General features: G+C 66.8%; 17 protein-coding genes. 7 read left to right on the top strand and 10 right to left on the bottom strand.

The annotated features are described in order from the left end of the window. Positions 1-102: 102 nt before the first annotated feature. The 3 genes from FHJ30_RS19515 to FHJ30_RS19505 are packed head-to-tail and all read left to right on the top strand — an operon-like array spanning position 103 to position 2,044. Positions 103-606, top strand: a complete 504-nt coding sequence (locus FHJ30_RS19515; protein WP_139030915.1) for a DUF456 domain-containing protein — start codon at positions 103-105, stop codon at positions 604-606. Positions 607-645: 39 nt separating this feature from the next. Further along, the gene (locus tag FHJ30_RS19510) at positions 646-1,020 is read left to right on the top strand and encodes a nuclear transport factor 2 family protein (protein ID WP_139030914.1); all 375 of its coding nucleotides are present in this window, start codon (positions 646-648) and stop codon (positions 1,018-1,020) included. 46 nt (positions 1,021-1,066) lie between these two features. Next, a complete protein-coding gene (locus FHJ30_RS19505) occupies positions 1,067-2,044 on the top strand; it encodes a hypothetical protein (RefSeq protein WP_139030913.1) in 978 nt (325 codons plus the stop codon). A gap of 6 nt (positions 2,045-2,050) precedes the next feature. Here the strand turns inward: FHJ30_RS19505 and FHJ30_RS19500 are convergent, their stop codons facing one another. Then, on the bottom strand, positions 2,051-2,701 hold the full coding sequence (locus tag FHJ30_RS19500; protein ID WP_139030912.1) for a LysE family translocator: 651 nt from the start codon (positions 2,699-2,701) through the stop codon (positions 2,051-2,053). Positions 2,702-2,806: 105 nt separating this feature from the next. On the opposite strand from FHJ30_RS19500, the gene FHJ30_RS19495 reads away from it, so the two are divergent. Further along, complete coding sequence (locus tag FHJ30_RS19495) at positions 2,807-3,262, top strand: Lrp/AsnC family transcriptional regulator (RefSeq protein ID WP_139030911.1); 456 nt, start codon at positions 2,807-2,809, stop codon at positions 3,260-3,262. A 3-nt stretch (positions 3,263-3,265) separates the two neighbouring features. On the opposite strand, the gene FHJ30_RS19490 is transcribed toward FHJ30_RS19495, so the two are convergent. Beyond that, entirely contained in the window at positions 3,266-3,733 is a 468-nt protein-coding gene (locus FHJ30_RS19490; RefSeq protein WP_139030910.1) for an Lrp/AsnC family transcriptional regulator, read from the bottom strand. A gap of 331 nt (positions 3,734-4,064) precedes the next feature. Here FHJ30_RS19490 and gluQRS point away from each other — a divergent pair, with 331 nt between their 5' ends. Then, positions 4,065-4,946 (top strand): tRNA glutamyl-Q(34) synthetase GluQRS, encoded by an 882-nt coding sequence (gluQRS, locus tag FHJ30_RS19485; protein ID WP_139030909.1) that lies wholly within the window; start codon positions 4,065-4,067, stop codon positions 4,944-4,946. 9 nt (positions 4,947-4,955) lie between these two features. Next, positions 4,956-5,552 (top strand): HD domain-containing protein, encoded by a 597-nt coding sequence (locus FHJ30_RS19480; protein ID WP_139030908.1) that lies wholly within the window; start codon positions 4,956-4,958, stop codon positions 5,550-5,552. Here the strand turns inward: FHJ30_RS19480 and FHJ30_RS19475 are convergent. From FHJ30_RS19475 to FHJ30_RS19455, 5 genes are all read right to left on the bottom strand, one after another. Further along, positions 5,549-7,060 (bottom strand): carboxylesterase/lipase family protein, encoded by a 1,512-nt coding sequence (locus FHJ30_RS19475; protein ID WP_139030907.1) that lies wholly within the window; start codon positions 7,058-7,060, stop codon positions 5,549-5,551. The two genes, FHJ30_RS19480 and FHJ30_RS19475, sit on opposite strands and share 4 nt — an antisense overlap. An 84-nt stretch (positions 7,061-7,144) precedes the next feature. Continuing rightward, a complete protein-coding gene (locus tag FHJ30_RS19470; protein WP_139030906.1) occupies positions 7,145-8,392 on the bottom strand; it encodes a low temperature requirement protein A in 1,248 nt (415 codons plus the stop codon). Positions 8,393-8,401: 9 nt separating this feature from the next. Beyond that, positions 8,402-9,718, bottom strand: a complete 1,317-nt coding sequence (locus FHJ30_RS19465) for an ATP-binding protein (RefSeq protein WP_139030905.1) — start codon at positions 9,716-9,718, stop codon at positions 8,402-8,404. Between the two features lie 146 nt (positions 9,719-9,864). Then, positions 9,865-10,113 (bottom strand): SCO4226 family nickel-binding protein, encoded by a 249-nt coding sequence (locus tag FHJ30_RS19460; RefSeq protein ID WP_139030904.1) that lies wholly within the window; start codon positions 10,111-10,113, stop codon positions 9,865-9,867. Positions 10,114-10,208: 95 nt separating this feature from the next. Beyond that, a complete protein-coding gene (locus FHJ30_RS19455) occupies positions 10,209-11,156 on the bottom strand; it encodes an L-lactate dehydrogenase (protein ID WP_139030903.1) in 948 nt (315 codons plus the stop codon). A 182-nt stretch (positions 11,157-11,338) separates the two neighbouring features. Here FHJ30_RS19455 and ggt point away from each other — a divergent pair, with 182 nt between their 5' ends. Beyond that, entirely contained in the window at positions 11,339-13,180 is a 1,842-nt protein-coding gene (ggt, locus tag FHJ30_RS19450) for a gamma-glutamyltransferase (protein WP_139030902.1), read from the top strand. 105 nt (positions 13,181-13,285) lie between these two features. Here the strand turns inward: ggt and FHJ30_RS19445 are convergent, their stop codons facing one another. Genes FHJ30_RS19445 through FHJ30_RS19435 form a run of 3 tightly spaced genes read right to left on the bottom strand, consistent with a single transcriptional unit; the run spans position 13,286 to position 17,283 of the window. Next, positions 13,286-14,800, bottom strand: coding sequence for an amino acid permease (locus tag FHJ30_RS19445; protein ID WP_139030901.1), 1,515 nt, complete (start codon positions 14,798-14,800; stop codon positions 13,286-13,288). A 17-nt stretch (positions 14,801-14,817) separates the two neighbouring features. Next, positions 14,818-16,239, bottom strand: coding sequence for an aspartate ammonia-lyase (locus FHJ30_RS19440; RefSeq protein WP_139030900.1), 1,422 nt, complete (start codon positions 16,237-16,239; stop codon positions 14,818-14,820). Positions 16,240-16,245: 6 nt separating this feature from the next. Further along, positions 16,246-17,283, bottom strand: a complete 1,038-nt coding sequence (locus FHJ30_RS19435) for an asparaginase (RefSeq protein WP_139030899.1) — start codon at positions 17,281-17,283, stop codon at positions 16,246-16,248. Positions 17,284-17,302: the final 19 nt, after the last annotated feature.

The raw sequence follows: 17,302 nt of genomic DNA, 5'->3' as shown, positions 1-17,302 counted from the left end.
AGCGGAACGGACGACTGACTGAATGCACGACGGCGGCGCCTCCCCTGCGCGGGAGGCGCCGCCGTCGGGGTTAACGGGGTGGCCAACCATAGACTGGAGCCCATGACCTCCGAAACTGTGGTGACCATCCTGTGCGGCCTGGCAATCCTCGTCGGCGTGGCCGGGACAGTCATTCCGGTGCTTCCGGGCAGCATCCTGATCGGCGCCAGCCTGCTGGCGTGGGCAATCTGGGGCGGCGCGGGCACCGCGGGCTGGGTGGTGTTCGCGGTTGCCATGGTGTTCGTGGTGGCGGGCATGGCTGCCAGCGCCGTCCTGACCGGCAGGAAACTGAAGGAGCACGCCATCCCCAGCCGAAGCATCGTGGCCGCGCTGGTGGCCGGCGTTGCGGGAATGTTCATCATCCCCGTGGTGGGCCTCTTCGTGGGCTTCGCCGCCGGCCTCCTGCTGAGCGAATTCCTTCGCACCCGGAACGTGGGTTCCGCTGCGACCTCCAGCTGGGCAGCCCTCAAAGCGACCGGCCTGGGCATGCTCGCCGAGTTCGGCCTGGCCTGCCTTGCCGGCAGCACCTGGGTGATCGGCGTGTGGATCGCCGCCGCCAACGGGTGAGCGCTTGCAGCCCGGATCCACAGGGCGTAGAACGGCACCATGACTGAGCGAACGCCGGCACGGGAGCACGTGCAGGGCTGGATGGACAAGTACCGGGCCGCCTGGACCAGCAACAGGCCCGAGGAGATCAGGGCCCTCTTCACGGAAGACGCACGGTATGAAACTCGGCCGGGCGATCCGGATCCGTGGCTGGGCCAGGACGGCATTGTGGAGGGCTGGCTTGCCGCCCGGGACGAACCCGCCGACTGGACGTTCAGCTGGGAACTGCTGGGCGCCGACGGCGATACCGCCTTCGTGCAGGGCGTCACCACCTATTCGGGGGACAGGCCCACGTACGACAACCTCTGGGTCATCCGGTTCGATGGGGCCGGCCGCGCCGTTTCCTTCATCGAATGGTTCATGGAGCGGGCCTGATTACTGGCGGCAGCGGCGTGGTGCATCTCCCGGTTAGCATGGAAAGATGACCGCCGGGGATACTGCACCGATCTACTGGGACAGCCGGGACCTCACCCCCTTCGGACAGCCGCAGCTGCGCACGCCGGTCCATGATCTTGCCGGGGGAGTGGGGGAGATCCTCACCGGTGTGCTGGGCGGGCGCCATCCGGCCCTGCTGTCCGTGGACGGGGAGATCCCCAGGCTCAAGCGGATGCTGCCCAAGCCCGCCAAGGCAGTCCACGAGGCCATCTTCACCAGCCGCGAGCCCGAACGCCTCATTACCTTGGCGCGTTCCTATCCCGGTTGGGCCGGGCTCTGCTACCTGATGTCGGGCCTGCTCGCCTACAAACACGGCGGCTATCTGCGGGCCTCGGAACTGCTGCAGCGCGGGCTCACCACCAGGAACGACGACGACGCCAACCGCTACTCGTCCACCTACCTCACCCGGATTGTCACCCGCATCGAACTCGCCGAGCGCGTTGAGGTGCCGGTCCTCTTCAGCGAGGAGTCGGTGTTCCTGGCACTCGCCCATTCACTGCGCGAGACGGGCCGCGCCGAAGCCGCGCTGGACGCGCTCAGCGGACTGCCGCCGTCGCTTCCCATGGCCCTGGCGCGCTGCTCGCTGGCGCTGAGCCTGGGCCGCAGCCGTACGGTGATCGACTGGACCGAAGGCCTCCTGAACGCGGACGACCTCTCAGCTGCACTGCTGCTGGTCCGGGCCCGTGCCCTGCGCAGGGAGGGCCGGCTTGAGGCTGCCCACCAGGCGATCGGCGAGGTGCTGCGGCGGCGCAAGACCCACCTGGTGCTCCGCAATGACGCCCTGACGGACCGCGCATTGCTGGTGCTGGACTCCAGCAGGCGCTCGCTCAATCCGCGCGACTGGGGGCGGCGACGCGGGGACCCGGTGCCGCAGAAGGAGATCGCCGCGCCCGTGCCCATCCGCAAGGACGAAGAGATGCGCCGGATCTGGGAACAGGACTGGAAAAAGCTCAGCGACGATTAGCCTGGCCTACCCGGCAGCGGCTGCGCCGGCGAACACGGGCAGCAGCTGTTCACCCAGCAGCACCATGCCCAGGGCCACCATGATCACCCCGCTGGCTAGCGTCACGGCGCGGGCTGCGCCGGGCCGGCTTTGCAGCAGGCTGCGGGAGAGGAGGGCGACGGCGGTGTACACGAGTCCCGCGAGCAGTACGAATGTCATACCCAGCAGGCCGGACTGCACCGGGACGGGCAGGGGCGCCTCTGCGCTCACGAACTGTGGGACGAGCGCCACATAGAACAGCAGGCCCTTGGGGTTGATGCCGCTGGTGCCCATCCCCTGGAGGAACGTGCGCAGCCGCGTGCGGCCGTCGGTGTCCGGCCGGGCCGTGAAGCTCGCTCCGCGCCATGTCCGCAGTGTGTTGATGCCCAGCCACATCAGGTAGCCTGCGCCGGCCAGCGTTATCCAGCCCAGGACCCCGGGTGCTCCCGCCAGGACGGCAGCCAACCCCGCCACCAGCAGGACCGTGTGGAGGACATATCCGCCGCAGAGCCCCGCCACCGCCGGCACAAAGCTGCGTTGCCGGAGGCCCGCCGCGATGGAGTACGCCCAGTCCACCCCCGGGGTGCAGGCGAGGGCGGCCGCCACAAGCACAAAGGCCAAAAACAGCTCCGGGTTCATTCGTTCTCCTGCCACGAGGTCCTACAGGAGAAACCCTAGATACTTCCGGCGCGGAAGTGCTGTCCTTTTTCGCCTGCCAAAGTCCTGAAACGGTAAGATTCTTGCGTGATCGACCATATTGACAGGAATATCTTGCGGCACCTCAAAGAGGACGGCAGGATGACGGCCACTGCGCTTGCCGCAAAGGTGGGCCTGACGGTGGCCCCGTGCCACCGGCGGCTCCGGGACCTTGAGAAGGCGGGGGTGATCAGGGGCTACAAAGCGGACATCGACCCCGCCGCCGTGGGGCTGGGGTTTGAGGCGATTGTCTTTGTCACGCTCCGCCAGGTGGACCAGGGCACCATGGCGATTTTCGAGAACCGCGTCGCGGACAACCCCAACATCGTGGAGGCCCAGCGCCTGTTCGGCTCCCCTGACTACCTGCTGAAGGTCATTGCAGAGGACCTGCCGGCGTACCAGCGCTTCTACGACGCGGAGCTCACGTCCTTGCCGGGGGTGGAGCGCCTGACGTCCACGCTGGTGATGAAGAACCTGAAGTCGAATGCCGGGCCCCCGGTGTAGCTGCTACTCCTTTAGCAGCCCGGTGGTGCGGTAGGGGATGACCTCGCGCAGGAACATGCTGGTGGACGTGCGCACAATGCCGGGGCACAGCCGGATCTCCTCAGAGACCCGGTAGAGATCATCCGGGCTGGTAGCCACCACGCGGATCAGGAGGTCGGTGTCGCCGGCCGGCGCGTGGCATTCCAGGACTTCCGGAATTTTCCGCAGGGCTGCGATGGCCTCGTTGAGGTGGCTCTGGTCCAGTTCGGCGCTTACGGCGGCCGCCACACCACGCCCGAGCGCTCCAGGAACCACCCTGCTGCTGTTGGGCCTCAGCGCCCCGGATGAGGACATCCGTTCGAGCCGGGACTGCACCGTGCCCCGGGCCAGGCCCAGCCGCTGGGCCAGCACCATGATGGGAACACGGGGATCATCGTCCAGGGCCCTCAGGATCCGCCTGTCCGTGGCGTCAAGTTGCTGCAATCTGACCATTTCCTGTTGATGGGAACCTCCAGAATTGAACAGACTGATCAACCCGGACGCTGCTTGTTGTCCCAACTGTAGGGTGTCTGCTGAAATTGTGGCAATAAGGGCTGAGGCTACCGCTGATTCCCGCAGGCTACCGCTTCCCGGCACACCTCCCGGAGGGCGGAACATTGTTTCCCGCAAGGAGGCTGCCCTGATTGACTCTTGTTCACACCACGGTCACTCTGCCAACACGGCAAGAGCCCCTGAGCTACCGGCGTCGGATTCCCGAAGTCATCGGTAGCTGAGGGGCTCTTGTGTTGTCCCCTGCCACCACGCCGCCGCATAGTCTTGTGCCATGACCCCAGCCGGACGCTTTGCCCCCAGCCCTTCCGGCGAGCTGCATGTAGGGAACCTTCGGACCGCGCTCCTTGCCTGGCTGTTTGCCCGCTCCACCGGCCGCAGGTTCCTCCTCCGCGTGGAGGACCTGGACCGTGCGCGGGCGGGCGCCGAGGCGGTGCAGCTGCGGGACCTGGCGGCCGTCGGCGTGGCCTGGGACGGCGAGGTGGTGCGCCAGACGGGCCGCGGTCCCCTCTACGCCGCGGCCATCGCCAGGCTTCAGGATGCCGGCCTCACCTACGAGTGCTTCTGCACCCGCCGGGAAATTCAGGAGGCGCCGTCTGCGCCGCATGCGCCCCAGGGTGCGTACCCGGGCACGTGCCGGAACCTGGGCGCGGCTGAGCGCGAGTTCCGGCGCTCCACCCGCCCCGCTGCCATCCGCCTGCGCGCGGACGTCACGGAGTACCGCGTTCATGACGTGCTGCACGGGGAGTTCACCGGTGCGGTGGATGACTTCGTGCTGCGCCGCAACGATGGAGTGACCGCCTACAACCTTGCCGTGGTGGTTGACGATGCCGAGCAGGGCATTGACCAGGTGGTCCGTGGCGACGACCTCCTGCCCTCCACGCCCCGTCAGGCGTATCTGGCGTCCCTGCTGAGTATTCCTTCCCCGGAATATGCGCATGTGCCGCTGGTGGTGAGCAGCGACGGCGTCCGGCTGGCAAAGCGCGACGGCGCCGTCACCCTCGCCGACCTTGCAGGGGTGGGCATGAATGCGGCCGCAGTGCGGGACCGGCTGCTGGACTCCCTTGGACTGCCAGCGGGGCCCCTGCACCGGGCGCTGGCAGTGTTTAACCCCGATGCCTTGCCCCGGGAGCCGTGGGTGTGGCCCGGCACGTAGGCTGGAGGCATGCCAGAACCCACGGAAAACCTACCGGCAAGCAGTTTCACACCCGAGACGGCGAGGGTGCTGGCCGAGGTGGCGCACAACCGCCAGAAGGACAAGCTGAAGCGGCCCTACAAGGACCATGTCCTGGCGGTGGGGGACGCCCTGGCTGACTTCGACGACGACATCCGCATCGCCGGCTATCTCCACGACATTGCCGAGGACACCCCAATGACCCGGCAGGCCCTGCTGGACATGGGCGTCCCGGAGCGTGCCGTGCGGATCATCGAACGGGTCACCAACCGCCTGCACCGCAACCCGGACGATTACCTGGCCGGGATCCGCGAGATCGCCGAGGACCACGACGCCGCTCTGGTCAAGATTGCGGACAACGCGCATAACTCCCTGCCCGAGCGCGTCAAGGCCCTGGCCGAGAAGTGGCCGGACAAGCCGCCGGTCACGAAATACCGCGACGCCCGCCCGGTGCTCTATGCCGCCGTCGAGGTTGACGAAGTGCGGAAGATCCTGGCGCGGGTGAATCCGTGGCTGCTGGCGGAACTGGACGACCAACTGGACGAGGAAGACACCACGGACTACGAAAACCTGTCCTACGACTCCTAGCGGACGTCCTTCCAGAGCTCCCGCTCCCAAGCCCTGGGGTCGTGAAGCAGCCGCGGTTCCGTGTCAAAGAACATGGTGGTCCGGGTTTCGGTATTGTAGCGGGGCCAGCCCGGATCTCCTGTGGCGGCGAAGGAAACCCAGGCAGCGTGCATGGCGTTGGCCAACTCCTGTGGGGGGTCAGTCCCCAGGAGTGGTCCGAACAGCCGGGAGTCCTTGTCCAGGGTGTCGAAAACGAACGGCACTTCGACGGCGTGGACGGCTCCCAGGCCCGGGGCCTGCCAGCCGAACTCGTACATGTAGGTCCCCGCCCCGGTGGCCAGCGCTGCGCTCGCGTGCGCGTCCGCCAGGCGGAGTGCGGGAACCCTCACCCACCAGTCGGTCTCCACGGCGGCAAGCAGTTCGCCGGGCGAGCGTTCCGGGTAGTGGGACCGGTACTCGCGAAGCGCCACTTCCGGGGGAAGCCCGTAGGCGGACATGGGTGGGAAACCGTCCACGCTCCGGGACTCAGCCAGGTCCTGCCCGGTCACTTTCCCGAGGACGCCGGTGATGGCAAGGAACAGCTTCCAGTCGTCGGTATTGGTGCCTGCCATGACGTCCACTCCGGCGCTGGCGCCGGCCGCGATCCGTTCGATGGGCCGTTGCGGCACCACGTCACCGTCGATTGTGGGCTGCCACAGCATCAGGCCAGCCACGGCATCCTGTCCCCAGCGTTCCGGGTCCGGCCGGGCAATGAGATCGGCCTTCAACTCAGCCTGGGCCGCGAGGAGCCGCTGGGTGGGCACGGCAGCGATGGCATCGCGGAGTGGCGGAACCCCGAGTTTCCCGGCGAGGAGCCGGCCGATCTTCTGGGCTGTCCCGGTGGGGATGGCATGGTGGGCGGCTCCGCTTTGCAGGATGGCCCGGCGGAACAATCCTTCGGCGCGGGGCATCGAGAGGAGGACGCCAATGCTCATGGCACCCGCGGACTGGCCAAAGACGGTGACGTTCCCGGGATCACCGCCGAAGGCATGGATGTTGTCGCGAACCCACTCCAGGGCGGCCACCTGGTCGAGCAGCCCGACGTTGGCGGAGCCGTCACCCAAGTCCAGGAAGCCGTCGGCACCCACCCGCCAGTTGATCACCACGCAGACCACGCCGTCCCTTGCGAAGTTTGCACCGTTGTAGGCCGCCGTCGAGCCGATTTCAAACGCGCCGCCCTGGATCCAGACCATGACCGGCAGGCCTGCGGTGCCGGGGCCGGGCGTCCAGACATTGAGGTTCAGGCAGTCCTCGCCACCCAGCGCGGTGTCCCACTCGCTGCCCGCACTTTCCGGGGGAGCCAGCTGGAAAGGGGCTGCGCCGTACTGGGTGGCGTCCCGGATGCCGCTCCAGGGCTGCACCGGCTGGGGCGGACGGAACCTGTTTCCACCCGATGTCGTCGCCGCGTACGGAACGCCGAGGAAACGGTGCACCCCGTCGGATACGGTTCCGCGCAGCTGGCCTTGGTTGGTTGTGATGACGGTGTCCATTGCTACCTCCACGCCTGGGGTTGTCCGCGCACGCTCCCACCTTGGCAACCATGGGCGGCCGGGTGCAGGGCCGAAAGTCACCGCTTAGGGAGCAGGCTCCGCTTCCAGCCTTTCCAGGGCGTGGTGCAGCCGTTCGGAACCGCGGCGCTCATCAATAACGATCGACGCGCCCAGCGCCAGCACAATGACCAGCAGGCATACGGGAACCGAGACTCCGGCCGCAGCCAGGCCAACGGCAGCGGCGGTCGCGGCCAGTACCCCCGCGGCGACGGTGATGACAGTGCGGTCGGGACCCACCATGATGCTGTACAGCCAGGTCACTGAGCCCTTGAACAGGGCCACCGGAACGGCGATGCTGGCCACTGCCACTGCGGCGCTGATATGCGCTTCGTGGTCAATGTAGTAGGCGGCGACGTGCAGGCCGGCACCCGTTGCCGCGATCGCGGCAAAGATGGGCATGTGGCCGTAACCGAAGAGGAAGGACCTGTGCCGGCGCAGGTGGAGGGCCCGGCCTGCCGGGAGCATGAAGTAGATCCACCACATGGCAAAGGCCAGCGCAGTTCCGCCGAATCCCACCAGTGCCGCGTCGACGCTCCAGCCGTGGTTGCCCACGATGGCCCGCAGCGTTTCGATGGCACCGATGAGGCATTCACCCAAGGCGATGATGGCCAGCAGCCCGTAGCGCTCGGCAATGTGGTGCGCGTGCCAGGGGGTCCTGGCCCTGCGCTCTGCCGCATAGGGCGTGGCCATCTCCAGCGCAATCAAGGGCACGATCATAAGGAACGTGACGAAGACGTCGGATTCGATAAAAAGAACCGCTATCCACCCGAGCTGCACCAGCGCAAGGTATTTTGCGTAGCGCAGGCAGGTGTGGCGCCGGGCCGGATCCTGCCGCGCGGCCCGCAGCCACTGAGTGACCAGTGCCAGCCGCATGATCACATAGCCGCCAACCATCACGGCGTTGTCCACGTGGTCCCCGTCCACCAGCGAGTGGAACATGGGCTCGATCCCCATGGCGAGGATCAGGACCCCCACGATCTGGATCATCGTGACCACGCGGAAGATCCAGTCATCGGTGTCGTAGGCGCTGGCGAACCATGTGAAGTTGATCCACGCCCAGATCACGGCGAACATCGCGAATAAGAACCCCAGCAGGCCGGGGACAAAGTGGGCTGCCGCGATTTCGTGGGCGAACTGGCTGCCCGCCACGCCGAACGCGATCACAAACGTCAGGTCGAAAAAGAGCTCAAGCGGGGTGGCGGCGCGGTGTTTCTCATGCGGGTCCCGGCCGCCCATGCGCGCCATGGCATGCCGGAGGGGGTTGGAGGACATATGTCAAAGCTACACGCGTCCCAATGCGTCGATGTCTTCAAGGAAGTCCTGGTGCACTTCGGCGCTGACGGTGGTGCGGGTGTCGGCGATGGCGTCGAGGTAATCCTGCGTGGAAGGCCCCTTCCGGACGGCCTCGCGGACAGACGCGGTACCGCCGGAAGCCAGCCCGCCGTCGTCGTACACTGCCTTCTCCAGCGCACGCTGGGAGGCGCTCCGCGCCGCGTACTCGATGTCCGCGGGGGAGAAGCCCTCGGTCTTGTCCACCAGCAGCTCCACGTCTACGGCGTCCACCACGGGGGCGGGGATGAAGCGCTGCCACATGGCTTCACGGGCTTGCCGGTCGGGCAGCCCGATGGGGATGACGTAGTCGAACCGGCCGTGGCGCAGGAAGGCCGAATCCAGGGCGCGGATGAAGTTGGTGGCGCAGACCAGCAGCCGGCCGGGTTGTTCGCGGAAGGCCGGGATGATCTTGAGGAGCTCATTGGTGACGCCCTGCAGCGGTGACGGCGGCTCGCCCGAGCGCTGGGCGGCGATCTCCTCCACCTCGTCGATGAACACCACGGCGTGCTCCAGCTCGGCGATCTCCAGGAACGTTTCGCGCAGTGCGCCGGCCAGGCCCTGCGGGTCGGCGGCAAGACGGGAGGGGAAAACCTCCACGAAGGGCCATTCCAGGCGGGAGGCGATGGCTTTGGCGAAGGTGGTCTTGCCGGTACCGGGAGGGCCAAAGAGGACGACGGCGCGCGGCGGCACAACGCCGAATTCATCGGCGAGATCCGCTTCAGCGAGCGGGAGGACCAGGCGGCGCTCCAGCAGTTCCTTCTCCTTGCGCATGCCCGCCACGTTTTCCCAGAGGTCCCGCGCCAGGACCCGTCCGCCGAGCTGGCCCAGCGCGCCAAGCTCCTGCCGCTGGACGGGAATGGTGCGTTCGAAGTAGCGCAGGTTCTTCTTCAACGCGAAGCCGCGGCTGAGGAACGCCTCCACCCGGGTTTCCGATTCCGGCATGAGGGCCGAGAGCTTGTTCAGCCCGTGGGGCGCCATCCGGTTTTCGACCGCGGCCAGCAGTGAAGTGCCGATGCCCCGGCCGCGGTACTCAGGCAGGGTAGCAAGGAAGACGATCCAGCCTTGGTCGTGGGCTGCGCGTCCGACGGCGGCACCCACCACCTGCTCGCCCTGCACCGCCACCACGGCGTGGTCCTTCTCGCAGGATGCCAGCACCTCCGATAGGGCATAGACAGGCTCGACGTTGTTCGCCTTGAGGCTCTCCCAGAGGTGCAGGATCCCGTCCAGGTCTGCCGAATGGAAATCCCTGATGCGCCAGTTGGTCATGGGTTACTCCCGGGTGGTTCGTCGTTGAACTGCGTCGCTGGCCCGCACAGAGCAGCAAGGTAAAGCGCTCTGCTGAGCATAAGCGATCAGCCCGCGACGAAGGGTTGCGGGGACGTTGCATTACATGACGGCCAACTGGCCAGTGGTCAGACCTTGATCGGAACAGGATGCACTTCGTCTGCGGGGTGGCCCGCGCGCTCATGGATACGCCGCACAGCGTCAGCAGAGGGGGCTTCTGACAGGCAGTAGACAAAACCTGATTCGGGATCGGCCCAAGCCGATTTGAAGTCCACGCTCTCGTCGTCTTGAATGGCAAGGTCCGCGTTGTGGGCCTCCTGGAGGGCCTCCTTGGTGATTCCGACCATATTGTGGTGGACGTCCATGAATTCCGGCATGTTCTTTGTGCTCCTTGGTTCATCGTTGAAACAGCAGGATGTCGCTGAGGCTAGCCCTAAGCCCGTGGGCCGTCAACAGGGAGGGCGCAGGCCCGTCAGACTCCCAGCGTGGCCAGCGAGTTCCGGAGGGTGTCCGCGGAATGCTGCAGGGCCACCACTTCGCCGTCGTCCATGGGCATCTCAAGGACGGTGTGGACGCCGCCGCGTCCCACAACGCTCGGCAGCGAGAGCGCCACCCCCGAAATCCCGTGCTGCCCGTCCAGGACCGTGGACACCGGCAGCACCGCGTTCTCATCCCGAAGGAGTGCTTCCACGATGCGTGCGCCGGAGAGTCCTATGGCGTAGTTGGTTGCGCCCTTTCCGGCGATGACCTTGTAGGCCGCCTGGGTCACTTCGCGTGCAGTCTCGGCAAGGTACCCGGGGGTGAAGACGCGCTCGCCGTCCACCTTCCAGTCACGGACGGGGATGGGGCCGATGGTGGCGGTGGACCAGGCCGGGAACTCCGTATCACCATGCTCGCCCACGATGCTGGCGTGGACGCTGGCCACAGCCACCCCGGCACGCCGTGCCAGCAGCCAGCGCAGCCGCGAGGTATCCAGGACAGTGCCGGAGGAAAAGATGCGTCCCGTTGGAAGGCCGGAGATTTTCTGCGCCGCCACGGTGAGCACGTCGCAGGGGTTGGTGACCAGGACGTAGACCGCGTTCGGGGAGCGCTCGAGCAGCCGCGGCATGAGGTCTTCCAGGATCCGGACGTTGGTTCCGGCCAGGTCCAGGCGCGTCTGGCCCGGCGCCTGCTTGGCCCCGGCGGTAATCACGACGACGTCCGCACCCTCCGTCACCGCGATGTCACCGCCGCCGGTCATTGAGGCAGCGGCTGCAGCGAACTGGGTGCCGTGCGCCAGGTCCAGGACTTCGGCCCCGGCCTTGGCGGCATTGACGTCGAACAAGGTGATGTTGCTGGCCGAACCACGGATGAGGGCGGCGTACGCCAGGGAGGTCCCCACGCTCCCGGCCCCGACAATGGCGAGTTTAGATCCTGACATGAAGTACCTCGTCTTCCCCGGCCCGGAGCTGGGCCCGCGCTGATGGTGCTGCTGCCGGCAATCGCTTTTATGCTACCGAGCGCGGGAGCCTGCGGGGCAAGAGCGTAGGCGGCACCGTTGAGAGTGTCTGGCCCGAGGAGTAGCGTGTGAGCCACTTCACCCACACCCGTTCAGGAGCAACCATGCCAAATCTGGGACGCCGGCTCGCTGCCGTGACTGCAGCACTGGCGATGAGCGTGACCACCAGTGCCATCGTGAGTCCTGCCGCTTCCGCCGACGAGCGGCAAACCCAAAAAGCACCCAAAGCCACCGGGTACGGCGGGGCTGTCAGCACCGTGGACCCCGAAGCCTCGGCGGCGGCCATCGAAGTCCTCCGCGAGGGCGGCAACGCCGTGGACGCCGCCGTCGCGGCGGCAGCCACCCTGGGCGTCACCGAGCCTTACAGCGCCGGCATCGGCGGGGGCGGGTACTTCGTGTACTACGACGCCGCCAGCGGCAAAGTCAGTACCATCGACGGCCGCGAGACGGCCCCGGCGGCCATGCCCCGGGACGGTTTCATAGACCCGGCCACAGGGGCGGCGTATCCGTTCCGCAAGCAGGCAACGAGCGGCATGTCAGTGGGTGTGCCGGGCACGCCCGCCACCTGGGAGCGCGCACTGGAGCGCTGGGGGAGCGTCAGCCTCGAGGACGCGCTTGAACCGGCAATCGACGTTGCCAGCAGGGGCTTTGTTGTGGACGCCACGTTCCAGCTGCAGACGCAGGACAACAAGGACCGCTTCCAGCCCTTTACGTCCACCAGTGAGCTCTTCCTGCCGGGCGGTGAGGCGCCGGCCGTGGGGACAATCTTCAAGAACCCCGCCCTCGCGGAAACGTACAAGCTGCTGGCCAAGAAGGGAATGAAGGCCTTCTATAAAGGTCCCCTTGCAAAAGAAATCGCGGACACCGTCCAGAACCCGCCGATGGTTCCGGGCTCCACCCTGCCGGGTCCCGCCGGCGTGATGACCACCAAGGACCTCAAGGATTACGAGGCGCTGGACCAGGATCCCACCCACGTGAACTACCGCGGCTACGACGTCTACGGGATGGCCCCCTCCAGCAGCGGCGGAACCACCGTGGGTGAGGCGCTGAACATCCTGGAGGTGTTCGATCTTCCGTCCCTGAAGACTGACGTGCCCAAGGTGCTGCACCACTACCTTGAGGCCAGCGCCCTTGCCTTCGCGGACCGCGCCAAGTACGTGGGCGATCCCGCCTTTGTGGACGTTCCCACGGCGGCGCTCCTGGACCCTGTGTTCGGCAAGGAGCGGGCGTGCGAGATCAATCCGCTGCAGGCGGCGGCTCCCAAGCCTTTGCAGACTGCCGGGGACGTCACCTCGTACGACGGCGTGTGCCCGGTGAAGCCGGCAGCGCTCGCCGATGAGAAGGACACCGAGAACATTTCCACCACCAACCTGACCGTTTCAGACAAGTGGGGCAACGTGGTGGAGTACACCCTCACCATCGAGCAGACCGGCGGGTCCGGCATTGTGGTTCCGGGACGCGGCTTCATCCTCAACAACGAGCTCACGGACTTCTCGGTGGTGTACAACGAGACGGATCCCAACCGGATCCAGCCGGGCAAGCGGCCGCGCTCGTCCATGTCGCCAACCATCGTGCTCAAGGAAGGCGAACCGTTTGTGGCACTCGGTTCCCCGGGCGGCTCCACCATCATCACCACGGTCCTGCAGACGCTCATCAACCGCATCGACCTGGGGATGGGCATCTCGGAGGCCCTGGCCGCGCCCCGCGCCGCGCAGCGGAACACGGAGAATGTTACGGCTGAGCAGGCGTTCATCGATCAGTATGGTTCCGCCCTGACCTGGACGTACAAGCACAAGCTTGTGGCAGCCGGCGCCCCCGGAACATCGGCGGCAGAAATCGGCGCCGCCACCGCCATCGAGTTCCTGGATGACGGGCTGGTTGTCGCCGCGGCCGAGCCGGCACGGCGCGGCGGCGGATCGGCCATGGTGGTGAACCCCTCGAAGTAGTTGGTCCGCTGCCGCTTGAGGCGGCGGGCGTTAAACCCCGACGGCGGCACCCGGGTTCTGTAGCTCCAGAACCTGGGTGCCGCCGTCGGACATTAAGTACCGGGGCTACTTCTTGAAGGTGGCCGCGGGCGGGTTGGCGATGACGGGGGAGATGCCGGTGAAGCCTTCGCGGGTTTCGGCGATGTCGCGGATGCGTTTGCGGCAGGCGTACCAGCCGAACACCATCAGGACGGAGGCGATGGCGGTGACCAGCATGGTGAGCGGGGAGTCGATGAAGACCATGACCAGCACGCCCACCAGGAAGAGCAGGGAGAGGTAGCCGGTGTAGGGGGCGCCGAACATGCGGAAGGAGGGGCGTTCCAGCCAGCCCTTGTCCGCCCAGCGTTCGAGCTGGATCTGGCACAGGACGATCGTTGCCCAGGTCATGATGATGCCCACGGAAGCCACGTTCAGCACGATCTCGAAGGCCTGGGCCGGGACGAGGTAGTTCAGCGGGACGCCCAGGAGGGAGACGGCGGCGGTGATGGCGATGCCGCCGTAGGGGACGCCGGCTTTGTTCATGCGGGAGGCGAACTTGGGGGCGGAGCCGTTGACGGACATGGAGCGCAGGATCCGGCCGGTGGAGTAGAGGCCGGCGTTGAGGGAGGACAGGGCGGCGGTGAGGACCACGAGGTTCATGATGACGTCCACGCCCTGGATGCCGATGGAGCCGAAGAAGGTCACGAAGGGGCTGACGCCTTTTTCGTAGGCGGTGTAGGGCAGCAGCAGGGCCAGCAGGATCACGGAGCCGACGTAGAACACCGCGATGCGGAAGACCACGGAGTTGATGGCCTTGGGCATGATCTTTTCGGGGTTTTCGGTTTCGCCGGCTGCGGTGCCGACGAGTTCGATGGAGGCGTAGGCGAAGAGGACGCCCTGCATGAGGATGATCATGGGCAGCAAGCCGTTGGGGAAGACGCCGCCGTTATCGGACAGCAGGCTCAGGCCCACCTGCTGGCCGTCCACGGGGGTGCCGAAGATGACGAAGTAGGTGCCGACGATGAGGAAGATGACCAGGGCGGCGACCTTGATCAGGGCGAACCAGAATTCCATTTCGCCGAAGACCTTGACCGAGACCAGGTTCAGGCACAGGACCACCACCAGGGCGATCAGGGCCCAGGCCCATTGCGGGACGGCTGCCATCCAGGGGATGTAGTTGCCGAAGAAGTTCATGTAGAGGGCGGCGGCGGTGATGTCCACGATGGTGGTGGTGGCCCAGTTGATCCAGTAGAACCAGCCGGAGACGAACGCGGCCTTTTCACCGAAGAATTCGCGGGCGTAGGAGACGAACGAGCCCGACGAGGGGCGGTGGAGGACCAGTTCGCCCAGGGCACGCAGGATCAGGAACGCGAAGAACCCGCACACTGCGTAGGCGATGACCAGGGACGGGCCGGCCGCGTTGAGCCGGCCGCCCGCGCCGAGGAACAGCCCGGTGCCGATCGCGCCGCCGATCGCGATCATCTGGATCTGCCGGGGCTTCAGGTTCTTGTGGTAGCCCTTGTCCTCGGCATGCAGGGCGGTTTCGGAGGCGTGCGCGTGGCCGCCGTCGATGACGTGGTCGGGTAAGGGGGCATTAGTCATGGGGTTTGTCCTTTGGGCTACTTGCTGAGGTTGGCGAGGCGTTCGGGGCTGAGGAGTTCCTGGAGCTGCGCATCTGTGAGAAGGCCGTGTTCCAGGACCAGTTCGGCCACACCCTTGCCGGTTGCGAGTGCTTCCTTGGCGATGGCGGTGGCGGTGGCGTAGCCCAGGTGGGGATTGAGGGCTGTGACCAGGCCGATGGACTGTTCCACGGTGCGGCGGAGGTGTTCGGTGTTGGCGGTGATGCCCCGGATGCAGCGGGCCGTAAGGGTGCGGCACGCGGCTTCCAGGTGGGAGATGCTCTTGTGGAGGCTGTGGACGATGATCGGCTCGAAGGCGTTGAGCTGGAGCTGTCCGGCTTCGGCCGCCATGGTGATGGTGACGTCGTTTCCGATGACTTCGTAGGCCACCTGGCTGACCACTTCCGGGATTACCGGGTTGATCTTGCCGGGCATGATGGAGGAGCCGGACTGGACGGCCGGCAGGTTGATTTCGCCGAAGCCGGCGCGCGGGCCGGAGGAGAGCAGGCGGAGGTCGTTGCAGGTCTTGGACAGTTTCACGGCCACGCGCTTCAGCACACCGGACAGGTGGACGAAGGCGCCCACGTCCTGGGTGGCTTCGATGAGGTCAGGGGCCGTCACCAGGGGGAGCCCGGTCACTTCCGCGAGGTGCCGGCAGGCGGCTTCCGCGTAGCCTGCCGGGGCATTCAGGCCGGTGCCGATGGCGGTGGCCCCGAGGTTGATCTCGTGGATCAGCAGTTCAGCCTCGGCCAGGCGCAGCCGGTCCTCGCCGATGGTGATGGCGTAGCTGCCGAATTCCTGGCCCAGAGTCATCGGAACCGCGTCCTGCAGCTGGGTGCGGCCCATCTTCACTATCGTGCGGAATTCAAGGGCCTTTGCGGCGCAGGCTTCCTCCAGCCCGGCCAGGGCAGCCAGCAGTTCCCGGGCCGCGAAGATGGTGCCCAGCTTCACCGCCGTGGGGTACACGTCGTTCGTGGACTGGCTGAGGTTGACGTGGTCGTTGGGGTGCAGGCGGGCGTAGTCGCCCTTGGGGTGGCCGAGGATTTCGAGGGCGCGGTTGGCGATCACCTCGTTGGCGTTCATGTTCGACGACGTCCCGGCACCGCCCTGGATGACGTCCACCACGAACTGGTCGGCAAACCGGCCGTCCAGGATGTCGCGGCAGGCCAGCTCGATGGCATCGGCGCGTTCTGCATCCAGCAGGCCAAGTTCCCGGTTCGTGCGGGCGGCTGCGAGCTTGACTGCGGCCAGGCCGCGAACCAGGTGCATGTTGGAGGACAGCTTCTGGCCCGTGATGGGAAAGTTTTCCACGGCGCGGAGGGTATGGACGCCCCAGTAGGCGTCCGCGGGTATGTCGCGGTCGCCGAGCAGGTCGTGTTCGGAGCGGGTCAGTGCTGGGGCGGTGGTATCGATGGAGGTCATGTGTCCTTACGGGGCTTCGTTGACGGGTGTGGACAGTTGGTTCAGGAAGTCGGTTGCCTGCAGCAGGCCCACAGGATGCCCGCCACCGAGAACCGGTGCCGTGGCAAGGGGAAGGAGCGGTGAAGCATCTACGCCCAGCGCCTCAAGCAGCCTGACGATGGCCGGCATCCGGGCGCGGTCGCCGCCGTCGGAAATCTTCACGGCCACCGAGCGGCCATCCGCCAGGCCCACCAGTTGGACGCCTTCAAAGCCGTCCTTCGCCACCGCGCCCGGAAGTAGGCGCATCAGCTCGGTGACGTCGCGGCCTTCCCCGGCCACCATCTCCGGGTGGCGCTGCATGGCGAGGCCGACGGCGGCTGCCGCAGTCCCGTCGTCGTCCGCGGCGGCGCGGGCAATGAGGCCGAAGGCGCGGGCCATGCCGCGCAGCGTCATGGCAAATAATGGCGTGCCGCAACCATCGGTGCTGAGGGCGAGCGGTTCCTCGCCCGTCAGCTCGGTGACGGTCCCGGCAACCAGTTGCTGCAGCGGGTGCGAGGGGTCAAGGTAGCCCTTGACCGGCCAGCCGTTGATGATGCACGTTGCCGCCATAGCCGCATGCTTGCCCGAGCAGTTCTGGGTGAGCTGCGTGGCGCGGCCCCCGTTGCGCAGCCACTCCTCGCGTTCCGCCGGGCCGTAGGGGAGGTCCCGGCTGTTCGCAAAATCGCTGACGCTGAGGCCGTGCTGTTCGAGGATCCGCAGGGCTCCCTGGCGGTGCTTTGCGCCACCCGAGTGGCTCGCGGCGGCCAGGGCCAGGAGTTCGGCCGGGAGGTCCAGGCCGGCGCGGACCATGGCTACGGCCTGCAGCGGTTTGAGGGAGGACCGGGGGTAGAACGGCGCCAAGGGTTCGCCTGCAGCCGCCGCTGTGGTGCCGTCCGACTCGAGGGCGATGGCCGATCCGTAATGGATGCTTTCCACCAGCCCGTCGCGGGTGGCGGTGACCAGGGGAGCGTGCTGCGGAAGCAACGCAGCAACGCTGTGGGCAGCAGAAAGCACAGGGGAGGGCATGGATTCCTTGGGTGGGGTA

The organism is Arthrobacter sp. BB-1, from assembly GCF_006151685.1.
Classification (GTDB): Bacteria; Actinomycetota; Actinomycetes; order Actinomycetales; family Micrococcaceae; genus Arthrobacter.
The sequence above is the reverse complement of the archived record's forward strand: the minus strand, read 5'-3'. Positions and strand labels throughout refer to the sequence as shown.

What these genes read in the sequence shown, in the direction of transcription:
- FHJ30_RS19515 (WP_139030915.1), top strand. Translation starts at nt 103, where the DNA reads ATGACCTCCGAAACTGTGGTGACCATCCTGTGCGGCCTGGCAATCCTC.
- FHJ30_RS19510 (WP_139030914.1), top strand. Translation starts at nt 646, where the DNA reads ATGACTGAGCGAACGCCGGCACGGGAGCACGTGCAGGGCTGGATGGAC.
- FHJ30_RS19505 (WP_139030913.1), top strand. Translation starts at nt 1,067, where the DNA reads ATGACCGCCGGGGATACTGCACCGATCTACTGGGACAGCCGGGACCTC.
- FHJ30_RS19500 (WP_139030912.1), bottom strand. Translation starts at nt 2,701, where the DNA reads ATGAACCCGGAGCTGTTTTTGGCCTTTGTGCTTGTGGCGGCCGCCCTC.
- FHJ30_RS19490 (WP_139030910.1), bottom strand. Translation starts at nt 3,733, where the DNA reads ATGGTCAGATTGCAGCAACTTGACGCCACGGACAGGCGGATCCTGAGG.
- gluQRS (WP_139030909.1), top strand. Translation starts at nt 4,065, where the DNA reads ATGACCCCAGCCGGACGCTTTGCCCCCAGCCCTTCCGGCGAGCTGCAT.
- FHJ30_RS19480 (WP_139030908.1), top strand. Translation starts at nt 4,956, where the DNA reads ATGCCAGAACCCACGGAAAACCTACCGGCAAGCAGTTTCACACCCGAG.
- FHJ30_RS19475 (WP_139030907.1), bottom strand. Translation starts at nt 7,060, where the DNA reads ATGGACACCGTCATCACAACCAACCAAGGCCAGCTGCGCGGAACCGTA.
- FHJ30_RS19470 (WP_139030906.1), bottom strand. Translation starts at nt 8,392, where the DNA reads ATGTCCTCCAACCCCCTCCGGCATGCCATGGCGCGCATGGGCGGCCGG.
- FHJ30_RS19465 (WP_139030905.1), bottom strand. Translation starts at nt 9,718, where the DNA reads ATGACCAACTGGCGCATCAGGGATTTCCATTCGGCAGACCTGGACGGG.
- FHJ30_RS19460 (WP_139030904.1), bottom strand. Translation starts at nt 10,113, where the DNA reads ATGCCGGAATTCATGGACGTCCACCACAATATGGTCGGAATCACCAAG.
- FHJ30_RS19455 (WP_139030903.1), bottom strand. Translation starts at nt 11,156, where the DNA reads ATGTCAGGATCTAAACTCGCCATTGTCGGGGCCGGGAGCGTGGGGACC.
- ggt (WP_139030902.1), top strand. Translation starts at nt 11,339, where the DNA reads ATGCCAAATCTGGGACGCCGGCTCGCTGCCGTGACTGCAGCACTGGCG.
- FHJ30_RS19445 (WP_139030901.1), bottom strand. Translation starts at nt 14,800, where the DNA reads ATGACTAATGCCCCCTTACCCGACCACGTCATCGACGGCGGCCACGCG.
- FHJ30_RS19440 (WP_139030900.1), bottom strand. Translation starts at nt 16,239, where the DNA reads ATGACCTCCATCGATACCACCGCCCCAGCACTGACCCGCTCCGAACAC.
- FHJ30_RS19435 (WP_139030899.1), bottom strand. Translation starts at nt 17,283, where the DNA reads ATGCCCTCCCCTGTGCTTTCTGCTGCCCACAGCGTTGCTGCGTTGCTT.